The 18,126-nt window shown below is 45.1% G+C and carries 14 protein-coding genes and 1 tRNA gene; 11 read left to right on the top strand and 4 right to left on the bottom strand.

The annotated features are described in order from the left end of the window. Positions 1 to 158 precede the first annotated feature (158 nt). The 5 genes from gcvT (at position 159) to MYF79_RS03045 (ending at position 7,660) form a co-directional block, all read left to right on the top strand. On the top strand, positions 159 to 1,247 hold the full coding sequence (gene gcvT / locus MYF79_RS03065) for a glycine cleavage system aminomethyltransferase GcvT (protein WP_247812505.1): 1,089 nt from the start codon (positions 159 to 161) through the stop codon (positions 1,245 to 1,247). A 34-nt stretch (positions 1,248 to 1,281) separates the two neighbouring features. Further along, complete coding sequence (locus MYF79_RS03060; protein ID WP_247812504.1) at positions 1,282 to 1,755, top strand: SRPBCC family protein; 474 nt, start codon at positions 1,282 to 1,284, stop codon at positions 1,753 to 1,755. A 93-nt stretch (positions 1,756 to 1,848) separates the two neighbouring features. Then, on the top strand, positions 1,849 to 2,577 hold the full coding sequence (locus MYF79_RS03055) for a 2-phosphosulfolactate phosphatase (protein WP_247812503.1): 729 nt from the start codon (positions 1,849 to 1,851) through the stop codon (positions 2,575 to 2,577). 182 nt (positions 2,578 to 2,759) lie between these two features. Continuing rightward, positions 2,760 to 6,503 (top strand): DEAD/DEAH box helicase, encoded by a 3,744-nt coding sequence (locus MYF79_RS03050; protein WP_247812502.1) that lies wholly within the window; start codon positions 2,760 to 2,762, stop codon positions 6,501 to 6,503. Between the two features lie 458 nt (positions 6,504 to 6,961). Beyond that, on the top strand, positions 6,962 to 7,660 hold the full coding sequence (locus MYF79_RS03045; RefSeq protein ID WP_247812501.1) for an outer membrane beta-barrel protein: 699 nt from the start codon (positions 6,962 to 6,964) through the stop codon (positions 7,658 to 7,660). Between the two features lie 126 nt (positions 7,661 to 7,786). Here the strand turns inward: MYF79_RS03045 and MYF79_RS03040 are convergent, their stop codons facing one another. Both MYF79_RS03040 and MYF79_RS03035 read right to left on the bottom strand, forming a co-directional pair. After that, positions 7,787 to 8,575, bottom strand: coding sequence for an enoyl-CoA hydratase-related protein (locus tag MYF79_RS03040; RefSeq protein ID WP_247812500.1), 789 nt, complete (start codon positions 8,573 to 8,575; stop codon positions 7,787 to 7,789). Positions 8,576 to 8,661: 86 nt separating this feature from the next. Next, on the bottom strand, positions 8,662 to 10,689 hold the full coding sequence (locus MYF79_RS03035; RefSeq protein ID WP_247812499.1) for a prolyl oligopeptidase family serine peptidase: 2,028 nt from the start codon (positions 10,687 to 10,689) through the stop codon (positions 8,662 to 8,664). A gap of 138 nt (positions 10,690 to 10,827) precedes the next feature. Here MYF79_RS03035 and hflX point away from each other — a divergent pair, with 138 nt between their 5' ends. The 5 genes from hflX to MYF79_RS03010 all read left to right on the top strand — a co-directional run bounded on the left by hflX (position 10,828) and on the right by MYF79_RS03010 (position 15,140). Continuing rightward, positions 10,828 to 12,018, top strand: coding sequence for a GTPase HflX (gene hflX, locus MYF79_RS03030; RefSeq protein ID WP_247812498.1), 1,191 nt, complete (start codon positions 10,828 to 10,830; stop codon positions 12,016 to 12,018). A 6-nt stretch (positions 12,019 to 12,024) separates the two neighbouring features. Next, positions 12,025 to 12,363: a Rieske (2Fe-2S) protein gene (locus tag MYF79_RS03025; protein ID WP_247812497.1), complete on the top strand. Its 339-nt coding sequence runs from the start codon at positions 12,025 to 12,027 to the stop codon at positions 12,361 to 12,363. Positions 12,364 to 12,433: 70 nt separating this feature from the next. Further along, positions 12,434 to 14,029: an ArnT family glycosyltransferase gene (locus tag MYF79_RS03020; protein ID WP_247812496.1), complete on the top strand. Its 1,596-nt coding sequence runs from the start codon at positions 12,434 to 12,436 to the stop codon at positions 14,027 to 14,029. A gap of 72 nt (positions 14,030 to 14,101) precedes the next feature. After that, positions 14,102 to 14,175: transfer RNA gene (locus MYF79_RS03015), tRNA-Asn, on the top strand. A 101-nt stretch (positions 14,176 to 14,276) separates the two neighbouring features. Beyond that, positions 14,277 to 15,140 carry a hypothetical protein gene (locus MYF79_RS03010; protein ID WP_247812495.1) on the top strand — a complete coding sequence of 288 codons (864 nt, stop codon included), beginning with the start codon at positions 14,277 to 14,279 and terminating at the stop codon, positions 15,138 to 15,140. Between the two features lie 42 nt (positions 15,141 to 15,182). Here the strand turns inward: MYF79_RS03010 and MYF79_RS03005 are convergent, their stop codons facing one another. Both MYF79_RS03005 and MYF79_RS03000 read right to left on the bottom strand, forming a co-directional pair. Next, on the bottom strand, positions 15,183 to 15,587 hold the full coding sequence (locus MYF79_RS03005) for a hypothetical protein (RefSeq protein ID WP_247812494.1): 405 nt from the start codon (positions 15,585 to 15,587) through the stop codon (positions 15,183 to 15,185). 1,054 nt (positions 15,588 to 16,641) lie between these two features. Further along, positions 16,642 to 17,037, bottom strand: coding sequence for a DoxX family protein (locus tag MYF79_RS03000; protein ID WP_247812493.1), 396 nt, complete (start codon positions 17,035 to 17,037; stop codon positions 16,642 to 16,644). A gap of 249 nt (positions 17,038 to 17,286) precedes the next feature. Between MYF79_RS03000 and MYF79_RS02995 the strand changes: the two genes are divergently transcribed. Continuing rightward, positions 17,287 to 18,036 (top strand): SDR family oxidoreductase, encoded by a 750-nt coding sequence (locus MYF79_RS02995; RefSeq protein ID WP_247812492.1) that lies wholly within the window; start codon positions 17,287 to 17,289, stop codon positions 18,034 to 18,036. The last annotated feature ends 90 nt before the right edge of the window (positions 18,037 to 18,126 follow it).

Raw genomic sequence — 18,126 nt, 5'->3', positions numbered from 1 at the left:
AAGGATGATTCACTGGCGGTGCTCGTAATTCCAGGAGGCAATTATTGCACCAAAATCACTATTTGCCCGCCGAATTTGGAAAATCAGCCTATTTTTGCGGGGCTTAAACAAAACTTAAACCTAAAAATATACCCAAAACAGAACCGATCATTAAATTTATGAAGAACACACCATTTACACACAAACATGTAGCGCTGGGCGCTAAGATGGCTCCTTTTGCAGGGTATAACATGCCGATTTCCTATACAGGTATTAATGATGAACACCTGGCTGTCAGGAACAATGCGGGGGTGTTTGATGTGAGCCACATGGGTGAATTCATACTGAAGGGAGAAAATGCACTGGATCTCATCCAGCGGGTTACCAGCAATGATGCATCCAAACTGACCGCCGGAAAGGCACAGTACAGCTGTTTGCCAAATGACGAAGGTGGTATTGTGGATGACCTGCTGGTATATTGTATTGAAGAGAATAAGGTTTACATGCTGGTAGTGAATGCCAGCAATATTGAAAAGGACTGGAACTGGATCAGTAAACATAATACGAAGGGGGTGGAAATGCATGACATTTCCGACAAAACCTGCCTGTTGGCCATTCAGGGCCCTAATGCGGCCAGTATACTGCAGCCGCTGACCAGCATAGAACTGGTGAACCTGAAATATTACACTTTTGCTAAAGGTGAATTTGCAGGCGTGCCTAACGTGGTGGTAAGCGCTACAGGTTATACCGGTGCGGGTGGTATTGAGATCTATTTTGAAGATAAAGACGGTGCTGCTGAAAAGATCTGGGATGCCATTTTCGAAGTAGGGGGTCCTAAAGGACTGAAGCCTATCGGCCTTGGTGCGAGGGATACCCTGCGCCTGGAAATGGGCTTCTGCCTTTATGGAAACGATATTGACGATACCACTTCCCCACTGGAAGCCGGCCTGGGCTGGATTACAAAATTTACCAAAGAATTCACTTCCCGCAGTAAATTTGAACAGCAGAAAGCGGCAGGCGTGAGCAGGAAGCTGGTTGGATTTGAAATGGTGGATAAGGGTATTCCCCGTCACGACTATGAGATCAAGGATGCTGCCGGCCAGGTAATAGGTAAAGTAACCTCCGGTACACAGTCGCCTTCCCTGCAGAAAGCAATTGGCCTGGGATATGTAAACACTGCATTTGCCGCCCAGGATTCAGAAATATTTATCGCAGTAAGGGACAAATTATTGAAAGCCAGAGTTGTAAAGGTGCCATTCTTAAGTTAAGTTAGCATATAATTGCAAAAACCATATCTATTCTATGCCTACAATTCATATTACAACCGTAATTCATGCTCCGCTTGAGCGGGTCTTTGACCTGAGCAGGAGCATTACGCTGCATAAGCGCAGTATGGCGCATATGCACGAAGAAGCGATCAAGGGCCGTACCAACGGACTGATAGAGCTGGATGAAACGGTAACCTGGCAGGCCAAACACCTGGGTAAGGTGAGGCAGCTGACCACCCGCATTACGCAAATGCGTAAAACAGAGTATTTCTGTGATGAGATGGTGGCGGGGGATTTTACCTATATGAAACATGAGCATCATTTTAAGGAGATAGGTAATGGTACTGTGGCAATTGATATCATGGAGTTCGGAACACCTTATGGCTGGCTGGGAAGATTGTTTGAAAGGTTTTACCTGAATAAATATATGACCAACCTGCTGATGTTGCGGAACCAGGTGATAAAAGATTATGCGGAGACCGAGAAATGGAGAGTGATATTAGATTAACGGATAATCAGGATGAAGAACCGGGAATCGGGAATTGAGGTAACAAACCAATATTCAATTCCGGGTGCTTCATCCTGATTTTTAAATATGGCAATGGAACAGCAGAAACCGACTTTAGAAGTATGTTTATCACCGGCATTGTTACACTTGTATGATGTGAAGAACAGTATTGTGGTGATCATCGATGTGTTGAGGGCAACATCCACGATATGTACGGTATTATATAATGGCGCGGCGAGGGTGATACCTGTAGCTTCCGTACCGGAATGTATCAGCATCGGAGAACAGTTGGGGGACAACGCCATCACTGCTGGTGAACGGGACGGACGGATTGCGGAAGGTTTGCTGCATGGGAACTCGCCATTTGAATATCCCCGTGAATTCATACAGAACAAGACATTGGTGCTGACCACTACAAACGGTACCAAGCTGTTGCATATGGCTAAAGACGCCATCGCGATCATTACCGGATCATTTCCCAACCTTTCGGCAGTATGTGAATACCTGGTAGCCCAGGGTAAACCGGTCATACTCGGATGTGCCGCCTGGAAAGATCGTGTTAACATGGAAGACACCCTGTTTGCGGGAGCTGTGGTAAACCGGATCAGGGAGCACTTTACGGTGGACTGTGATTCTGCCATTGCTGCAGAGACCTTATACCAGGTATCGAAAGATAATATCCAGGAGATCATGAAACAGGCTTCCCACTATAAGCGCCTGGCAAAATTCGGCCTGGAGAAGGATATTCAGTATTGTCTCACACCTGATGGGGCCAACGTACTCCCTATTTTTAGAAATGGAGAGCTTGTGGCTGCGGAATAGCTGCAAGATGCATTCTTTTTATAAAGTGTTTGTTTCTGGAAGTGATACATTGTAGCGCTAAGGCTACTCATGCTCTAGCTTTTTAGGATTTTTCTGCGTACTTTTGTGAATTGCCTTTTCATCAGCTGCTAAATATTTTAGCTTTTAACCCGGCTGGTTTATAAAGCGGGCAATTTGAAACTATGTCGCTGCCCCAGCTACTGAAATATGTATATAATAACGGAACCGATGAGGTGATCCGTAGGGGGAAGCGCATCTTTGCGACCGGAGGTGTGGAGTTGTTAGAAGCCGATCCTATTCTCAAATCAGCCACTTTCAGGGTAAAGAGCGATACCCATGCAAATTATTATCGCGTTTCCATCAATAAATATCATGAAACGGGCAATATGTCTGTCCGTTGTCAGTGTCCCTACAACCTCGGAGATATCTGCAGGCATGAAGCTGCCGCTATGTTCCAGTTGCAGGAAATGCTGGACAAAAATCATTTCGAAAGCTATGATACGCAATATAATCAGCAGCATACGCTGGTGAAAATGAAGTTCATAGACCTGAAATCGCTCAAGCTGCTCACTTCCAATGAGATATTTGCGGAAGCCGAGAAAATAGCCAAATCTGCAAAGAACTTCAAGGTCACTTCTGCGAAAGATGAAAAAGTAGAAGCGACCCTTAAATATGAAGGGCAGGAATATCCACTGATCATTCAACGGAATGAAGAGCGTTTCTTTGATACGCATTGTACCTGCGATGAAACAGAACATGCCGTGTGTAAGCATAAAACGGCTCTGTTCCTGCACCTGCTGAACAGTCAGGGACCCTATTATTTTGACACATTGCGAAACTGGGATAAGGAAAAGAACAAACTCCTGTCCTTATACGGGTATTCGCTGGACGATAACCTGGAAGGAAAGTTCACCTTCTCCTACATGGAGGGAAAACCTTTTCTGCGGGTACTTGACCCCAGCATCAAAAGGGTTGACGGTGCGCTGACCAGCAGGCAACCTACTCCCCCCCCGCCACCAGAAGTTGCAGCAGCTATTACCCAGCGCATAGGCGTTGTGTTTAATGCCAACGAACAGTTGTATCCGTTCTTCCGGATAGACCTGGTAAGCGGTGAAGTAAATGAAGAACAGACAGGTTTTGTCTCCCTGGTCAATAAACTGGATCTATCCAAATACGTAGACTTTTATCAGTATAAAGAAGCTGATCGTGACCTGATCACCCCCGTCCGCAAGGTTCAGGGGATGGAGGTCAGCAAGTTTCTGAGCAAGAATTCTCCTTTTGCAGGCATCTGGGAAAACATCACCCATGATGATAATGAGTCTGCCCTGCCAACAGAAACGAAGGAGCTGATGCTGGAATACCTGCATCCCAAACTGGCCAAACTGTTCCCGCAGATAGCAGCGCATGGCCTCCTGTTCCTGTTGCCGAACCGGCAGCAGTTCAAAACAAAGAACCTGCAGCCGGTCCACCTGGCGGGCGACAGGCTGCAACCTATCTTCAAAACACATGCTTCTGCAGATGCGATAGAAGTGACCTGCCATGTTCTCATAGAGGGCGAGATGGTCAATGTATCTGATAATGAATGGGATAGCTCCATATTGTTCCTTAAGAACAATGTACTATACCTGTTTGAAAATGCGCAGGATGCATTACATGTGGAATTGTTCCGGGAGAATGGACGCATCCGTATACCGGCAGACCAATGGGGTACTTACCTGCAGGATTACCTGCTGCCATTAAGTAAACAGTACCAGATACAGTTTGACAACTCATTGCTGGCCGAAGTGGACGATATCCTGCCGGAATGCCGGGTATTTCTGCGTGAAGTTGGTGAGACTTTCATTATCCAGCCGGGATTTGCCTATCATGGACAAGAGGTTGACTGGAATGATGATGGCAAGATAACGGTGCAGGAGGGGAACAAGGTCCTGATCATCCACCGGAATAAAGAAGCAGAGCAGCAGTTCGTTGATAAACTTAGTACGCTGCATACCAATTTCGCACAGCCTAATTCCAATAATTACTTTTTCCTGAAGGCGAAAGAGGCACTGAAGAACAACTGGTTCTTCCTGTTTTTTGATACGCTGAAGGAAATGAATGTAAGGGTATTCGGATTTGAGAACCTGAAGAACTTTAAGTTCAGCGCTCATAAGCCGGTTACAAACCTTCAGATCAGCTCTGGCATTGACTGGTTTGACGCGCAGATTGAGGTGACCTATGGCGATCAGAAGGTGAGCATAAGGGATATCAAGCAGGCACTGGCAGGCAAGCAAAACTATGTGCAGCTGGCAGATGGTTCTCTTGGACTGCTGCCGGAAGAATGGTTAAAGAAATACTCCCTGCTGTTTAAGATCGGGGAGGAAAAAGATAAAGGCGCACTGAAGCTGAGCAAGTACAATTTCAGTGTGATCGATGAATTATATGAGTTCATTGATGACGATGCAATATTGCTGGAGCTGGAACAAAAGCGGCGTAAGCTGCTGCAGTTTGACGAGATCCGGAATATATCTCTGCCACACAACCTGCGGGCCACATTGCGTCCGTACCAGGAAAGTGGCTTTCAGTGGTTGAACTACCTGGACGAAGTGAAATGGGGAGGCATCCTGGCGGATGATATGGGTCTTGGTAAAACTATCCAGGCGCTTACATTCATTCAGCACTATAAGAATAAGAATGATGGTAAATGCCTGGCATTGGTGGTATGCCCAACTACCCTGATCTATAACTGGGAAAATGAGATCAAGAAGTTCACGCCTACCATGACCTACCACATTCATCATGGCCCTACCCGTTTGAAAACGGTGGAAGAGCTGTTGAAGTATGACATCCTGATCACTACCTACGGTACCCTGAGAAGTGATGTACAGACCCTGATGAAGATGGACCTGGACTACGTTGTACTGGATGAATCCCAGGCTATCAAAAATCCGCAGAGTAAGGTGACGAAAGCGGCGCAACTGTTGAATACCAGGAATAAACTGGCATTGAGTGGTACGCCGATGCAGAATAATACATTTGACATCTACGCACAGATGAACTTCCTTAATCCGGGAATGCTGGGAAGTGTAGACTTTTTCCGTAATGAGTTTGCCACGCCGATAGACAAGTTCCAGGATGAGGAGCGTAAAGACCATTTGCGTAAACTGATCTACCCGTTCATTCTGCGCCGCACGAAAGAGCAGGTGGCAAAAGAGCTACCGGAGAAGATCGAAACGGTGATCTTCTGTGAGATGGATGCGGAACAGCGGCATATTTACGATGCATACCGGAACTCCTACCGTTCGAAAATATTGGGGGTAATTGAAGATCAGGGTATGGAACGCTCCCAGCTGACCATCCTGCAAGGTCTGATGAAACTCCGCCAGATATGCGACTCTCCTGCTATCCTGAATGAGGCGGAGCAATATCCGAACCATTCTGTGAAATTGCACGAGCTGACCCGTGAAATGTCTGAGAATATCAGTAATCATAAAGTGCTGATCTTCTCTCAGTTCCTGGGCATGCTTGGGCTGATCAGGGAGAAGTTGCAGCATATGAAGATACCGTTCGAATATTTCGACGGTAGTACTTCTGCAACGGAACGTGAACGTGCCATACAGAATTTCCAGTCCAACGACGATTGCAGGGTATTCCTCATTTCCCTGAAAGCGGGTGGTGTTGGTCTTAACCTGACAGCGGCTGATTATGTATATATTGTGGATCCATGGTGGAACCCGGCAGTGGAACAGCAGGCCATTGACCGTACTCACCGTATTGGTCAAACGAAGAACATCTTTGCTTACCGTATGATCTGTAAGGATACTGTGGAAGAGAAGATCCTGCAATTGCAGGAGCGAAAGAAATCGCTGGTGAAGGAGATCATTGCGGATGATTCCGGATTCGTGAAGAAGCTGACCAAAGAAGATGTGCTTTACCTGTTCAGTTAATATAAGACTTATTGATAAAGAGAAGGACGTACCTGCTAGCGGGTACGTCCTTCTTATTTAGGAGCGCTACAGTACCTGTGAAAAGAATGTAGCGATCAGTTTGGGTAATCCGAAAGCGATGCTTATGCCGTACACAGGTCAGGCCATATTAGAGAAGCCATAAGGTCTGCATAGATCAGGTCTCTTTTACCGTTTTCATATAGTCCACCCCGATCCTGAAGTAAGCAGGTAGGCGGAACAGTGCGCGCTGCTAGGTACGGGTTTAGGCGGTTACTGGATTCTTCCATAGGTTCTAACATATTATATAGTGAGTAGATGTGTTCAGGAGATGGTATGCTGAAAGGGAACGGACAGAGATATAGAAGGGCGTTAATATTTTATAAATATTTTAACCCTTTGTTTTATTCCTATTCCATTAAATTTGCCTAATATTCTTTTTCAAGACTTTATACTTACACATGAAGAAATTATTCTTTTCGCTGGGACTAATGGCGGCTTCTTTCGGAGTCTTTGCACAGGATGCCAAGAATGCAGTTGCTAATACAGCTATGGGAGCAGCTTCACATTCCAAGGATTTCTTAGTGATTCAGTTGGGATATGTTGGATTGACTGGTACAGGAGCTGGTGCTATTAATACTGGTTTTAACCGTCAGCTTAATATCGCATTTATGTACGATATTCCTTTGCAGAAAACTAATTTCAGCTTAGCGGCAGGTCTGGGAATAGGGTCTGACCACTATCATTTGAGTAAAATGAGCCTGGACCTTAGAAATGCATCTACTGTTCCTGATTTCCAGAAAACTGATGCTTACAGCAAATTCAAGCTGGCAGCTACTTACCTGGAAATACCATTGGAACTCCGCTACCGCCAGGTGCCTGAGAATGCAAACAAGGGCTTCAAAGTAGGTGTGGGTTTGAAGATAGGTAACCTGCTGAATGCACATACCCGTTCAGTGAGCAATGTAAATGGTTCAAAACTGATTGAAAAAGAAGCCAGCAAACGTCTTTTCAATACATGGCGTTTTGCAGGTACTGCAAGGGTTGGTTATGGCAACTTCGCGGTATATGGTACCTACGCTTTAACCGGCATCTTCAAGGACAATGGTACTTATGATGTGAATCCTTACTCCTTCGGATTTATGCTCAGCGGTTTATAATCTGCTGAGAAGATATAAAAAAGGAAGGGCGCCCGTTTCTGCGGGCGCCCTTCCTTTTTGAGAGCTGTTTGTGCTGTTGTTAGTAATGGTGCTGTAATAAGTGAATAATTGTATGAGAGATCAGCTTTAAGCACCTTTAAATGCAGGCTTCCGTTTTTCCAGGAAGGCCCGGATCCCCTCGGTATTGTCGGTGGTATTGCCGGCAATTTCCTGGCAATATGCCTCATACTCGAGCACAGCATCCAGATCTTCGGTCATACCTTTTGTCAGCATCTTTTTCAGCAAGGCAATGGCTTTGGTAGGTGCATTGGCGTAAAAAGATGCTTCAGCCTGGACCGTGGCTTCCAGTTCTTCCGGTTTCACCACCTTATTAATAAAGCCCAGCTGCTGCGCTTCTGCGGCGGATAATTTTGTGGCTTTGGTGGCCAGTTCAAATGCCCTGTGATACCCGACAGTGCGCGGCAGGAAATAAGATGACCCCGAGTCCAGTACCAGCGCAATATTGATGAATATTTCCACCATAGCGGCGGTTTCGCTGGCAATGATCATATCGCAGGCCAGGGCGATGGAACAACCGGCTCCGGCAGCAATGCCATTCAGCTGACAGATAACGGGTTTGGGCATATTCCTTATGGCCCTGATGATAGGATTATAGCGTTTACGCAAAGACTCGCCGAGATCGCGTTTGCCGCCAGTTCCATTCAAAGCCGCTTTCAGATCCTGTCCGCTGCTGAAGGCTTTATTGCCCGCACCGGTTAGTACTACCACTCTTACGGCAGTATCTTTTTCTGCCTGTTTAAGGGCATCCTGTAATTCATAACTCAGCGGATCATCGAACGCGTTGTAAACATCGGGACGATTGAGTGTAATAGTGGCAATGCCTTCATGGACATTCAGCAAGAGAGAGGAGAACATAACGTTGGGGAATTTATAAATGAAGTTATGAAGCAGGTACCAGGTAGCGGCAATCCTGAACTGCTGCTACCTGGTACACGATTATTTTACAGTGTTTCTTTCAACCATTGGAAGAATTCTCTTTGCCATACCAGGGCATTTTGTGCCTTTAATACCCAGTGATTTTCCTCGGGGAAGTAAAGCAGTTTACTCTTGATCCCTTTGAGCTGCGCCAGCTGGAATGCCTGTAAGCCCTGTTCAATGCCTACACGGAAGTCAGTTCCCCCCTGGATGATCAGGATTGGTGTATTCCATTTATTGGCATATTCACTTGGATTGAATTCCTTGTAAACTTTCGCGTTAGCAGCATCCCAGTAGGCGCCGATATCCCAGTTGGCGAACCACAGCTCTTCGGTGGTACCATACCAACTTTTCAGGTCAAAAAGGCCATCGTGTGCGATGAATGATTTGAAGCGGTTATTGTGTACGCCAGCCAGCATATATACGGAGTATCCGCCATAGCTGGCGCCTACTGCACCAAGGCGGTTTTTATCAACATATGGTTCCTGGCTTACAGCGTCAATAGCGCTGAGATAGTCGCGTATAGGTTGTCCGCCCCAGTCTTTACTGATGGCAGCATTCCATTCTACGCCATGTCCGGGCATACCACGACGGTTAGGCGCTACAACAATGTAACCCTGTGAGGCCATCAGCTGGAAATTCCAGCGGTAGGAATAGAATTGGGAAAGGGCCGATTGCGGACCTCCCTGGCAGTATAATAAGGTCGGATATTTTTTAGCAGGATCGAAATCGGGTGGGAATATCACCCAGGCGAGCATCTCCTTGTTGTCGGTAGTTTTGATCCAGCGCTTTTCCACTTTGCACATGCCTGTTTTGTCGTAGGTTTCTTTATTCACCGCAGTGAGTGGCTGCAGGGTACCTTTAGGCAATTGCACAGTAAAGAGTTCCGCGGCATGGTTCATATCGGTACGGGACACTACCAGGGTATTCCCCACCTGCCCGACTATACCGTTGATGTCAAAGTCGCCTTCTGTTACCTGGCGTATATTTTTAGCGGAGGTGGCAGCTATATCTTTCTGAAGCGAGATCTCCAGTAGCTGTTCTGTACCTTTTACCACTGCAAGGAACAGTAGTTGTTTACCGTCTTTGTTCCAGTAGATGGAAGCGACAGTACCGTCCCATTCTTTAGTAAGATTGGTACGTTTACCCGTAGTGCGGTCCAGTATGATGATATCGTTTTTATCAGCCTCAAAACCATCTTTCGCCATGCCCAGCCAGGCCAGATATTTGCCATCAGGACTGAAAGATGGCGCTACATCGTAGCCGGCCAGTCCTTCGGAGAGGTTTTTGGTGGAACGGGTTTCGAGGTTGTATTCGAAGATGTCAGTGTTGGTGCTGACAGCATATTCTTTACCGAATTTCTTTTTGGCAACGTAGATAATGCTTTTGCCGTCAGGGCTCCAGATCATATCTTCCGAGCCGCCGAAGGGCATCTGCGGGCTGTCGTACAGTTCACCTTCCATAATATCCACCGGAGTACCAATTTGTCCATTGTCATAGGTGGCATAAAATACATGCTGGAAGTTACCGTCTTCCCAGGTATCCCAGTGGCGGTAGTTAAGATTATCGTATATCTGTACATTGGATTTAGGCAGATCAGGATAGAAATCGCTGCCGGCCACTTTTTTCAACTTCACTTCTTTGGAGAACAGGATATGTTTCCCGTCGGGGGAAATACGGATATTCTGTAGTCCGCCTTCAACGTGGGTGATCTGGGTGGCTCCGGTACCGTCGGCATTTAGCTCCCATAGCTGACCTTTATAGGAATACCGGATCTTTTGCCCGGTTACAGCGCTGACATCCCCTTCTGCGCCGGGTTCTGTAGTGATCTGCTTAGCATCGCCTCCCGTCAGCGGGATAGCGTAGAGGTTCTTTTCGCTTTTATTTTCCGCAATATTATATCGCGAAACGCCATAGATAACCGTTTTACCATCTGCTGTAATCGTTTCCCCGCTGACTCTGCCCAATTGCCAGAGCAGCTCAGGCGTCATTTTCTGCTGGGCCGCTGCCATAGTTGATATAAAAAGTGATGTTAACAAAAGTGATTTATGCATGTTTAGATCTTGTTTGAAGACTTAAATGTAGGCAATTTAGTCAGTTGTAAGACAAGGACCGGCCGATTAGCAGCTATACCCTGCCACCTATGGGGCTATGGACTAATTCCATACCTTTGCAGTAAATTATTATAAACTTTGATTGAGAAGAAACAAGTTGTACAACAGGAAGAGAGAGCGGTTATAGTGGGATTGATTCATAAGGAGCAGTCTGAGCGCCAGGTACAGGAATACCTGGACGAGCTGGTGTTCCTGGCAGAGACAGCCGGTGCTACTACTGTGAAGCGTTTTACCCAAAAACTATCCCATCCGGACAGAGCTACTTTTGTAGGGAAAGGTAAACTGGAGGAAATTAAGGACTTTATTAACGGCAGAAATATCAATCTTGTCATATTCGATGATGAGCTGACAGGCTCCCAGATTGCCAATATAGAGAAGGTGCTGAATGTGAAGGTGATAGACCGTAGTGACCTGATCCTGGACATCTTTGCCCGCCGTGCCCGTACGGCTCAGGCGAAAGTACAGGTGGAGCTGGCACAGTATCAGTACATCCTGCCCCGCCTGAAAGGGATGTGGAGTCACCTGGAAAGACAGGGAGGTGGTATTGGTAGTCGTGGTCCGGGTGAAACGGAGATCGAAACGGACCGCCGTATTATCAAGGATAAGATATCCCTGCTGAGAAAGCGTCTTGCAGAGATTGACAAGCAGTCGCTTACCCAGCGTAAGGACCGCGGGGAATATATTCGTGTAGCCCTGGTAGGTTATACGAATGTTGGTAAGAGTACCATTATGAACCTGCTGAGCAAGAGCGAAGTATTTGCTGAAAATAAACTGTTCGCTACGCTGGACACTACTACACGTAAAGTGGTGTTTGACCAGACAGCATTCCTGCTGAGCGATACCGTTGGGTTTATCCGCAAATTGCCGCATCACCTGGTGGAGAGCTTTAAATCTACGCTGGATGAGGTAAGAGAAAGTGACATCCTGCTGCATGTTGTGGACATATCCCATCCGCAGTATGAAGACCAGGTAGAAGTGGTGAACCGTACCCTGCAGGATCTGAAGGCCTTTGACAAACCCAGTATCATGATCTTTAACAAGATGGACCTGTATGAGCAGCAGACGTTTGACAAGTGGCTGGCTGAAGATATCAAACAGGACATCCTGAATCAGCTGAAGGAGAACTGGGAGACCAGGACGCAGGGCAATTGTGTGTTCATCTCCGCTTTAGAGCGCAAGAATATTGATGAACTGCGTCAGACTATCCTGGATAAAGTTATTAACCTGTACAGGGAACGTTACCCATATAAGAGCGAGTATTTTTATTAAAATTTCATGGCAAAACAATACAACTGGCATCGTTTATCAGACCTGTACGCAAGGGAAGGTGAGATAGGTGTAATGGAGGTTCACGGCAAAAAGATCTGTTATACCCTATACGAGCAGCAGATCTATGCATTTGCTTATAAATGCCCGCATGCAAGCGGTATTATGGCAGATGGTTTTATAGATGATGCCGGTAATGTTGTATGTCCGCTACATAGATACCGGTTTAACATTAAGAACGGGTATAACAGTAGTGGTGAAGGGTTCTACCTGAAGACGTATCCGCTGGAGCAGCGGGAAGACGGTCTGTATATCGGCTTTGAGAAATCCAGCCTTTTCGGTTGGTGACCCTGTTAATTTTCGATTAAACTCCCCCTTTAGCTTTGTGGAAGTGACCGCGGTGCTGTAACTTTTGCAGATGTCACTATCTTCTGTTTCAGAAAGGAAAGTCAGCCTGTGGATGATCGGGTTGCTGATCTTTATTCATATCAGCGGTTTGCCGGTTACAATTATGGAGCCTGATGGCGCTTTATATGCTGGTATTGCCAAACATATGGTGCAGTATCATGATTACCTGAACCTGTATGTGGATGGCCAGGATTGGCTGGATAAGCCTCATTTCCCTTTCTGGATGGCGGCACTCTCCTATCATCTGTTCGGTTTTACCACCTTTGCTTACAAGCTCCCTGCTTTTCTATTCCTGATGTTGGGCGTAATATATACGTACCGTTTCGCGAAGGAGCTCTACGGAGAACAGGTAGCCCGCTGGTCTGTCTGTATCCTGCTGACGGCGGAACATCTTGTTATATCGAGTACGGATGTTCGTGCGGAGCCTTACCTCACAGGGTTGATCATTGGGAGTGTATATCATCTGTATAAGCGGCAATTACTGCCGGGAGCATTACTTGCTGCCTTTGCAGTAATGACAAAGGGGCCTTTTGCATTGGTGCCGATAGGGTTTGCACTGATCGGGCAATTTGTATTCACTAAGCAGTGGAAGGAATTGTTTCACATGCGCTGGCTGATGGTAGCCCTACTGGTTGGCGTGTTTATTACGCCTGAGCTATATGCATTGTACCAGCAGTTTGATGCTCATCCGGAGAAGGTTGTTTTTGGGCAAACCGGGGTGTCGGGTATCCGCTTCTTTTTCTGGGATAGTCAGTTTGGCCGGTTTATGAACTCCGGTCCGATCAAAGGCAGTGGCGATCCTTCTTTCTTCCTGCATACGGTGCTCTGGGCGTTTGTGCCCTGGTCCATTTTCCTGTATGTGGCCGTGATTGCCTTTATCAGGAAGGGGCGTCAGGCACGGGAGTATTATTGCATCAGCGGGGCGCTTACGACCTTCCTGTTATTCTCCCTGTCTAAATTCCAGTTGCCACATTACCTGAATATTATTTTCCCTTTCTTTTCGATCCTGACGGCGCAATATATACTGTCCATGAAGAAAGAAAAGGCCTTCCGTGTTACGCAGTATATCATCATAGGTATAATAGCCGTCGCTATTCCTGCTTTATGGGCGCTTTACCGGCCTCAAATTAACTTAGTGGCTGTTGTATTGATTGTGATTCTGATCGGCGTTTTTATATGGCTGCCGTTGAAAGAAAAGGCACGTATATTTTTCCGTACCTGCCTGGCGAGTGCGGCGCTGAATCTTTTTTTAAACGGGCTGTTCTATCCGGATGTGCTGCGTTATCAGAGTGGCAGCACGGCTGCATTTTATGCGAATGAGCACCTTAAAGGAGCGGCTGTTGGGTTTTACAAGGCACATTCTTATGCGTTGACATATTACCTGGATGCTCCCTGCTTGTCGTATGACACTTTACCACCAGGCCCGTCGCTGATCTATACCACTCCGCAGTGGAAAGATTCGCTGCTTGCCCAGGGGCATCGTTGCAAGGTGTTACATACGTTCCCGCACTTCCCGGTGACGAAGCTCGACCTGCAATTTGTAAATTTTTATACCCGTGATTCCGCGGTGGATAAGCGTTTGCTGGTATTGGTAGATCCTGTTTGAAAAAATATTTGAAAAGAATTTTGCGGAAATGAAAAATTGTCTATTTTTGCAATCCCGAAACGGGAAAAACACTCCTCCTTAGCTCAGTTGGTTAGAGCATCTGACTGTTAATCAGAGGGTCGCTGGTTCAAGTCCAGCAGGGGGAGCGGAAAAGAGAAGGCTTGCAGGAATGCAGGCCTTTTTTGTTTTGGGCTTATTATGGCCGGCACCGGCATACTCCAATCAAGTTCAAAAGATCTCCCTATCTATGAAAAGGCAATCCGTTGTCATTATTTATCTTTCGCTATTAAGCATCTGGACATGGATATTATGGCGCTTTGTTGGAATGAGTAAAACAGATGCTCTGGGGCTAAGTGACAGTCCTTACTACTATGGGACCCTTTATTTGATGTATGTGCTTTCATTGGTGTATGTTCATTATTACGTTACCTCAAGTCGCCTCTTAAATATTATCATTACTCCCATACTATTTAAGTTGGCGACAATAATCAGGCATGAGCCGACCAATGCACTGATCATGTATCTTATGAGGAAGAAACATATAGATATTTGGTGGGATTTTGAATATCTCTATCTGGACCTTGTGACCGTTAATGTATGCTTGTTATTATCACTTGGAATAATGCGAAAGCTGATGCCAGAAAAACTGAAGAGCAATAGTGGCGCTGAAATACTAGATAATGCACATGTTAAACAACAACCAGTTGTTATAGCCAATTTATTGCTGTTAGCTATTTGGCTATGGATACTTTTATCTTATATCAGAATGGATGAGCACGAATTTATGTGGGGAGGGAGTGATCCTTATTATCAATGTACAATATGGGCGATATATTGTCTGGCATTGTTATATGCCCGGCTTTTTGTATCAACCTATTTCCTTTTTAATGTGGTAGTTACTAGTTTACTATTCGCGCTGGCTTGTATTATTAGAACTCTGCCAACTGATCTCTTAATAGAGTGCATCGTAAAAAAGAGTAACAACCGTACCCGATTGGAATGGATATATAAATACAGGTTTCTTGATCTTGCTGTAGTAAATGTATTTCTATTGCTGGCGTTTGAGATTGTATGTGACAGAGTACCTGTGAAATGGAGACCCAACTATTGAACCGGTAAAAAATGCCCCTTTATACAGCTAGTTACAGCCTCGTTAAAAATTGCTCACTATTTCCTTTGTTAGATCCGTCAATTCGGAAAAAGTGCGAATCTTGAGATCAACTATGTTCACCCCCACAATGGCGGCCGAATACCACGCAGGATAGGAATCTGTATGGGGCATTAAAGCCCAGATCAAAGGGCTGTAAGGGCTTGTTTCTGTATCATCATCGGGAAGCTTATCCTGTAATTGCTCCCGGTAAGATATACAATCTTGCAATGAAACACGGGCAGATGTTACTTGCTCCAGAAGAGTAAGTGCACCCTTACCAAAGTCATCCAGGTCGTTCTCGATAAGCAAACAAAACTTGTAAGCAATTACCCGCTGCTGGCTTTCAGTGAGAGGCCTGACCTTAGTCTTAAAGATTTCCCAATATTGCGCTGATTCCTCTTGCTCCATTGATTTAGAGTTGACTTTATGATGGACTATCGATTGTCATTTATAACTCGGGTCAAGATACTTTTTTTAGCCATTAGTAGCTCTCCGGCTAGCTGGGCAGCAGGGAGAGTGGAAAAGAAAAGGCAGGACCCCATTGTTATTTAGAGGATTTAGTAACTACTTTGATAACTCCCCCAATAAGATTAACTAAATACAAAGCATGAAGCATAACAAACACTGAAACAATGGGTGTCTGGATAAGCATCTGTCTTTGCATGACTTCCCAGGTAGCGAAGTCGTAAGGTGTAACATTATCGAACAGGAAAGGTGATCCATAAGTGTATATTGTCAACGGGAAGAGAATAACAATCCCGATCATATGAAGCCAGATAAGGATGGTACTAAGTAAGAACCGGAATGTGATATGGTATAAAGCCCAGAAGAGCAGTAAAAATAATGTAAACGTCCAGAGCAAAAAAGGTACAGGGATTATAAAATAAGTATCATGTAAATGAATATCTATCTGGCTAGAATAATAACAAAAGGACATTGCAAAGGTGGTAAGTGCCATTAGCAACAACAGGTGATAGGGACGTGTTTGTATTTTCCTGATCAAATTAGCGTATTTAGAAGGTGCAATTATAGTTAATATAATTGAAGGATATATTCCCCTAACATCTGATTGTGGCTATTTAAACTGGGTGCAACGAGTCGTTCAGCAAGCCAATCTATTGTTGCCTGGGTTTTATATTTTTGATCAAAAAATATGGGGTGGGATAATGTAATGGCCAAGGACCGACGAACTCCATTGGGCTGGACTTTTAAATACCGTTTTCTCGATGTGTTTATTCTAAATATATTGTTATTAGTTTCATTGGAAGTTGTACAAAAGTTATTCCGGCGGAATAATGGATAATATGCAATAAGGAAAGGCAACCTCGACGGGCTGCCTTTCCTTACTATAATTAAATTGGTATTACTCCTGCATAATTTACATGCAAAAATATTTAAGGAAAGGACTAGTTTTTATATCATCCGCAAATGATGTTCAATAAAAGACGAACATAATCACTGCCTAATTCACGCTTACCTTCGTATACTCCGCCGGATATAACCTCCTGAACATCGTATAAGTCACACTCACTATCACAAACGCCACCACCGCGTCAATTGCTGCTGAAGGCGCAAGCACGCTTAACTTTGAGAAGAATGCAAAAATGATGTCAAAGAATATCCCTGCAAATACCCATTCTTTTAATCTCAGCAGTCTGTTTGGAATTAAAAGAACGATAATGCCTGAAAGTTTAGCCATCCCCAAAATATAAATGAAGTGCGGAGGATAGCCCAATTGTACTGTGATGTCCCAGACAATTGGATTTTTTGTCAGTTCAAAGAAGCCGCTTGCTCCAAACCACAATGAAAGAAATATTACGCCTATCCAATAAATTGCTTTTGTTGTTTTTGTGTTCATGATCTTTGGTTTTAGTTGTTTTGTGATACAAAGATGTTCCAAAACCAACGGTGGCGGGAGCACTATCTCCGGAAGCAGGCAAAATTGGGGGCCAACCAGACAATAGCCATCGCCATCCATCCATGTCATCTTAATCTAGATTAAGAATTTGACTTTCATGCTCACTTTATTTGGAACAATCGTTCCGGATGTTCTACATTTGTATCGGAATGATCGTTCCAAATAACTATCACACAAACTAATTACATCATGAAAAAGTTACAAAATAAAACAGCTCTTGTTACAGGTGGAAATAGTGGTATCGGGTTTGCCACTGCAAAAGAATTCATTCAACAGGGCGCAAAAGTGATTATCACCGGCCGTAATGCCGCCGCCCTGGAAGAAGCAAGACAGTCATTGGGAGAGAATGCATTTACATTGCTTTCCGATGCGTCTGATATGGAGGATGTATTCAAACTGCAACAACAGGTAAAGGGTATTTTCCCAAGTCTGGATATACTGTTTATAAACGCAGGCGTAGCTAAGTTGGCTCCTTTTGAAACGATTAGTGAGACACAATACGATGAGACATTTAATATCAATGTTAAGAGTGCTTACTTCACGATTCAGCAGCTATTACCTTTATTCAACGATGGAGGATCCATTATCCTCAATACATCCATCAACAGCCACATAGGTATGGCTAATACCACATTGTACGCTGCCAGTAAAGGAGCATTGATAACCCTGGCACGTACACTGTCGACCGAACTGTTACCTCGTAAGATCAGAGTGAACGCCATCAGCCCCGGTCCTGTCAAAACACCGCTTTATGATAAATTTGGTTTTGAGAAAGAACAGGCGGATGCGGTTCAGGCAGGTATAGCATCGCAGATACCAATGGGTAGATTTGGTACGCCGGAAGAAATAGCCCGTATCGTCACTTTCTTTGCTTCTGAAGACAGCAGCTTTGTAATAGGTGCAGAACTGATCGCTGACGGAGGGATGATCACACTGTAAATAACTGTTTCAGACAAGATATGGCGAATACAGGCCTGGCCGGTATTCGCCATATCTTGTTCTTATTATAGTAAACCAAGAGGCATGCTG

The sequence above is a fragment of the Chitinophaga filiformis genome (assembly GCF_023100805.1).
GTDB lineage: Bacteria > Bacteroidota > Bacteroidia > Chitinophagales > Chitinophagaceae > Chitinophaga > Chitinophaga filiformis_B.
Note: the sequence above shows the minus strand (reverse complement) of the source record. Positions and strands in the feature narration are given on the sequence as shown.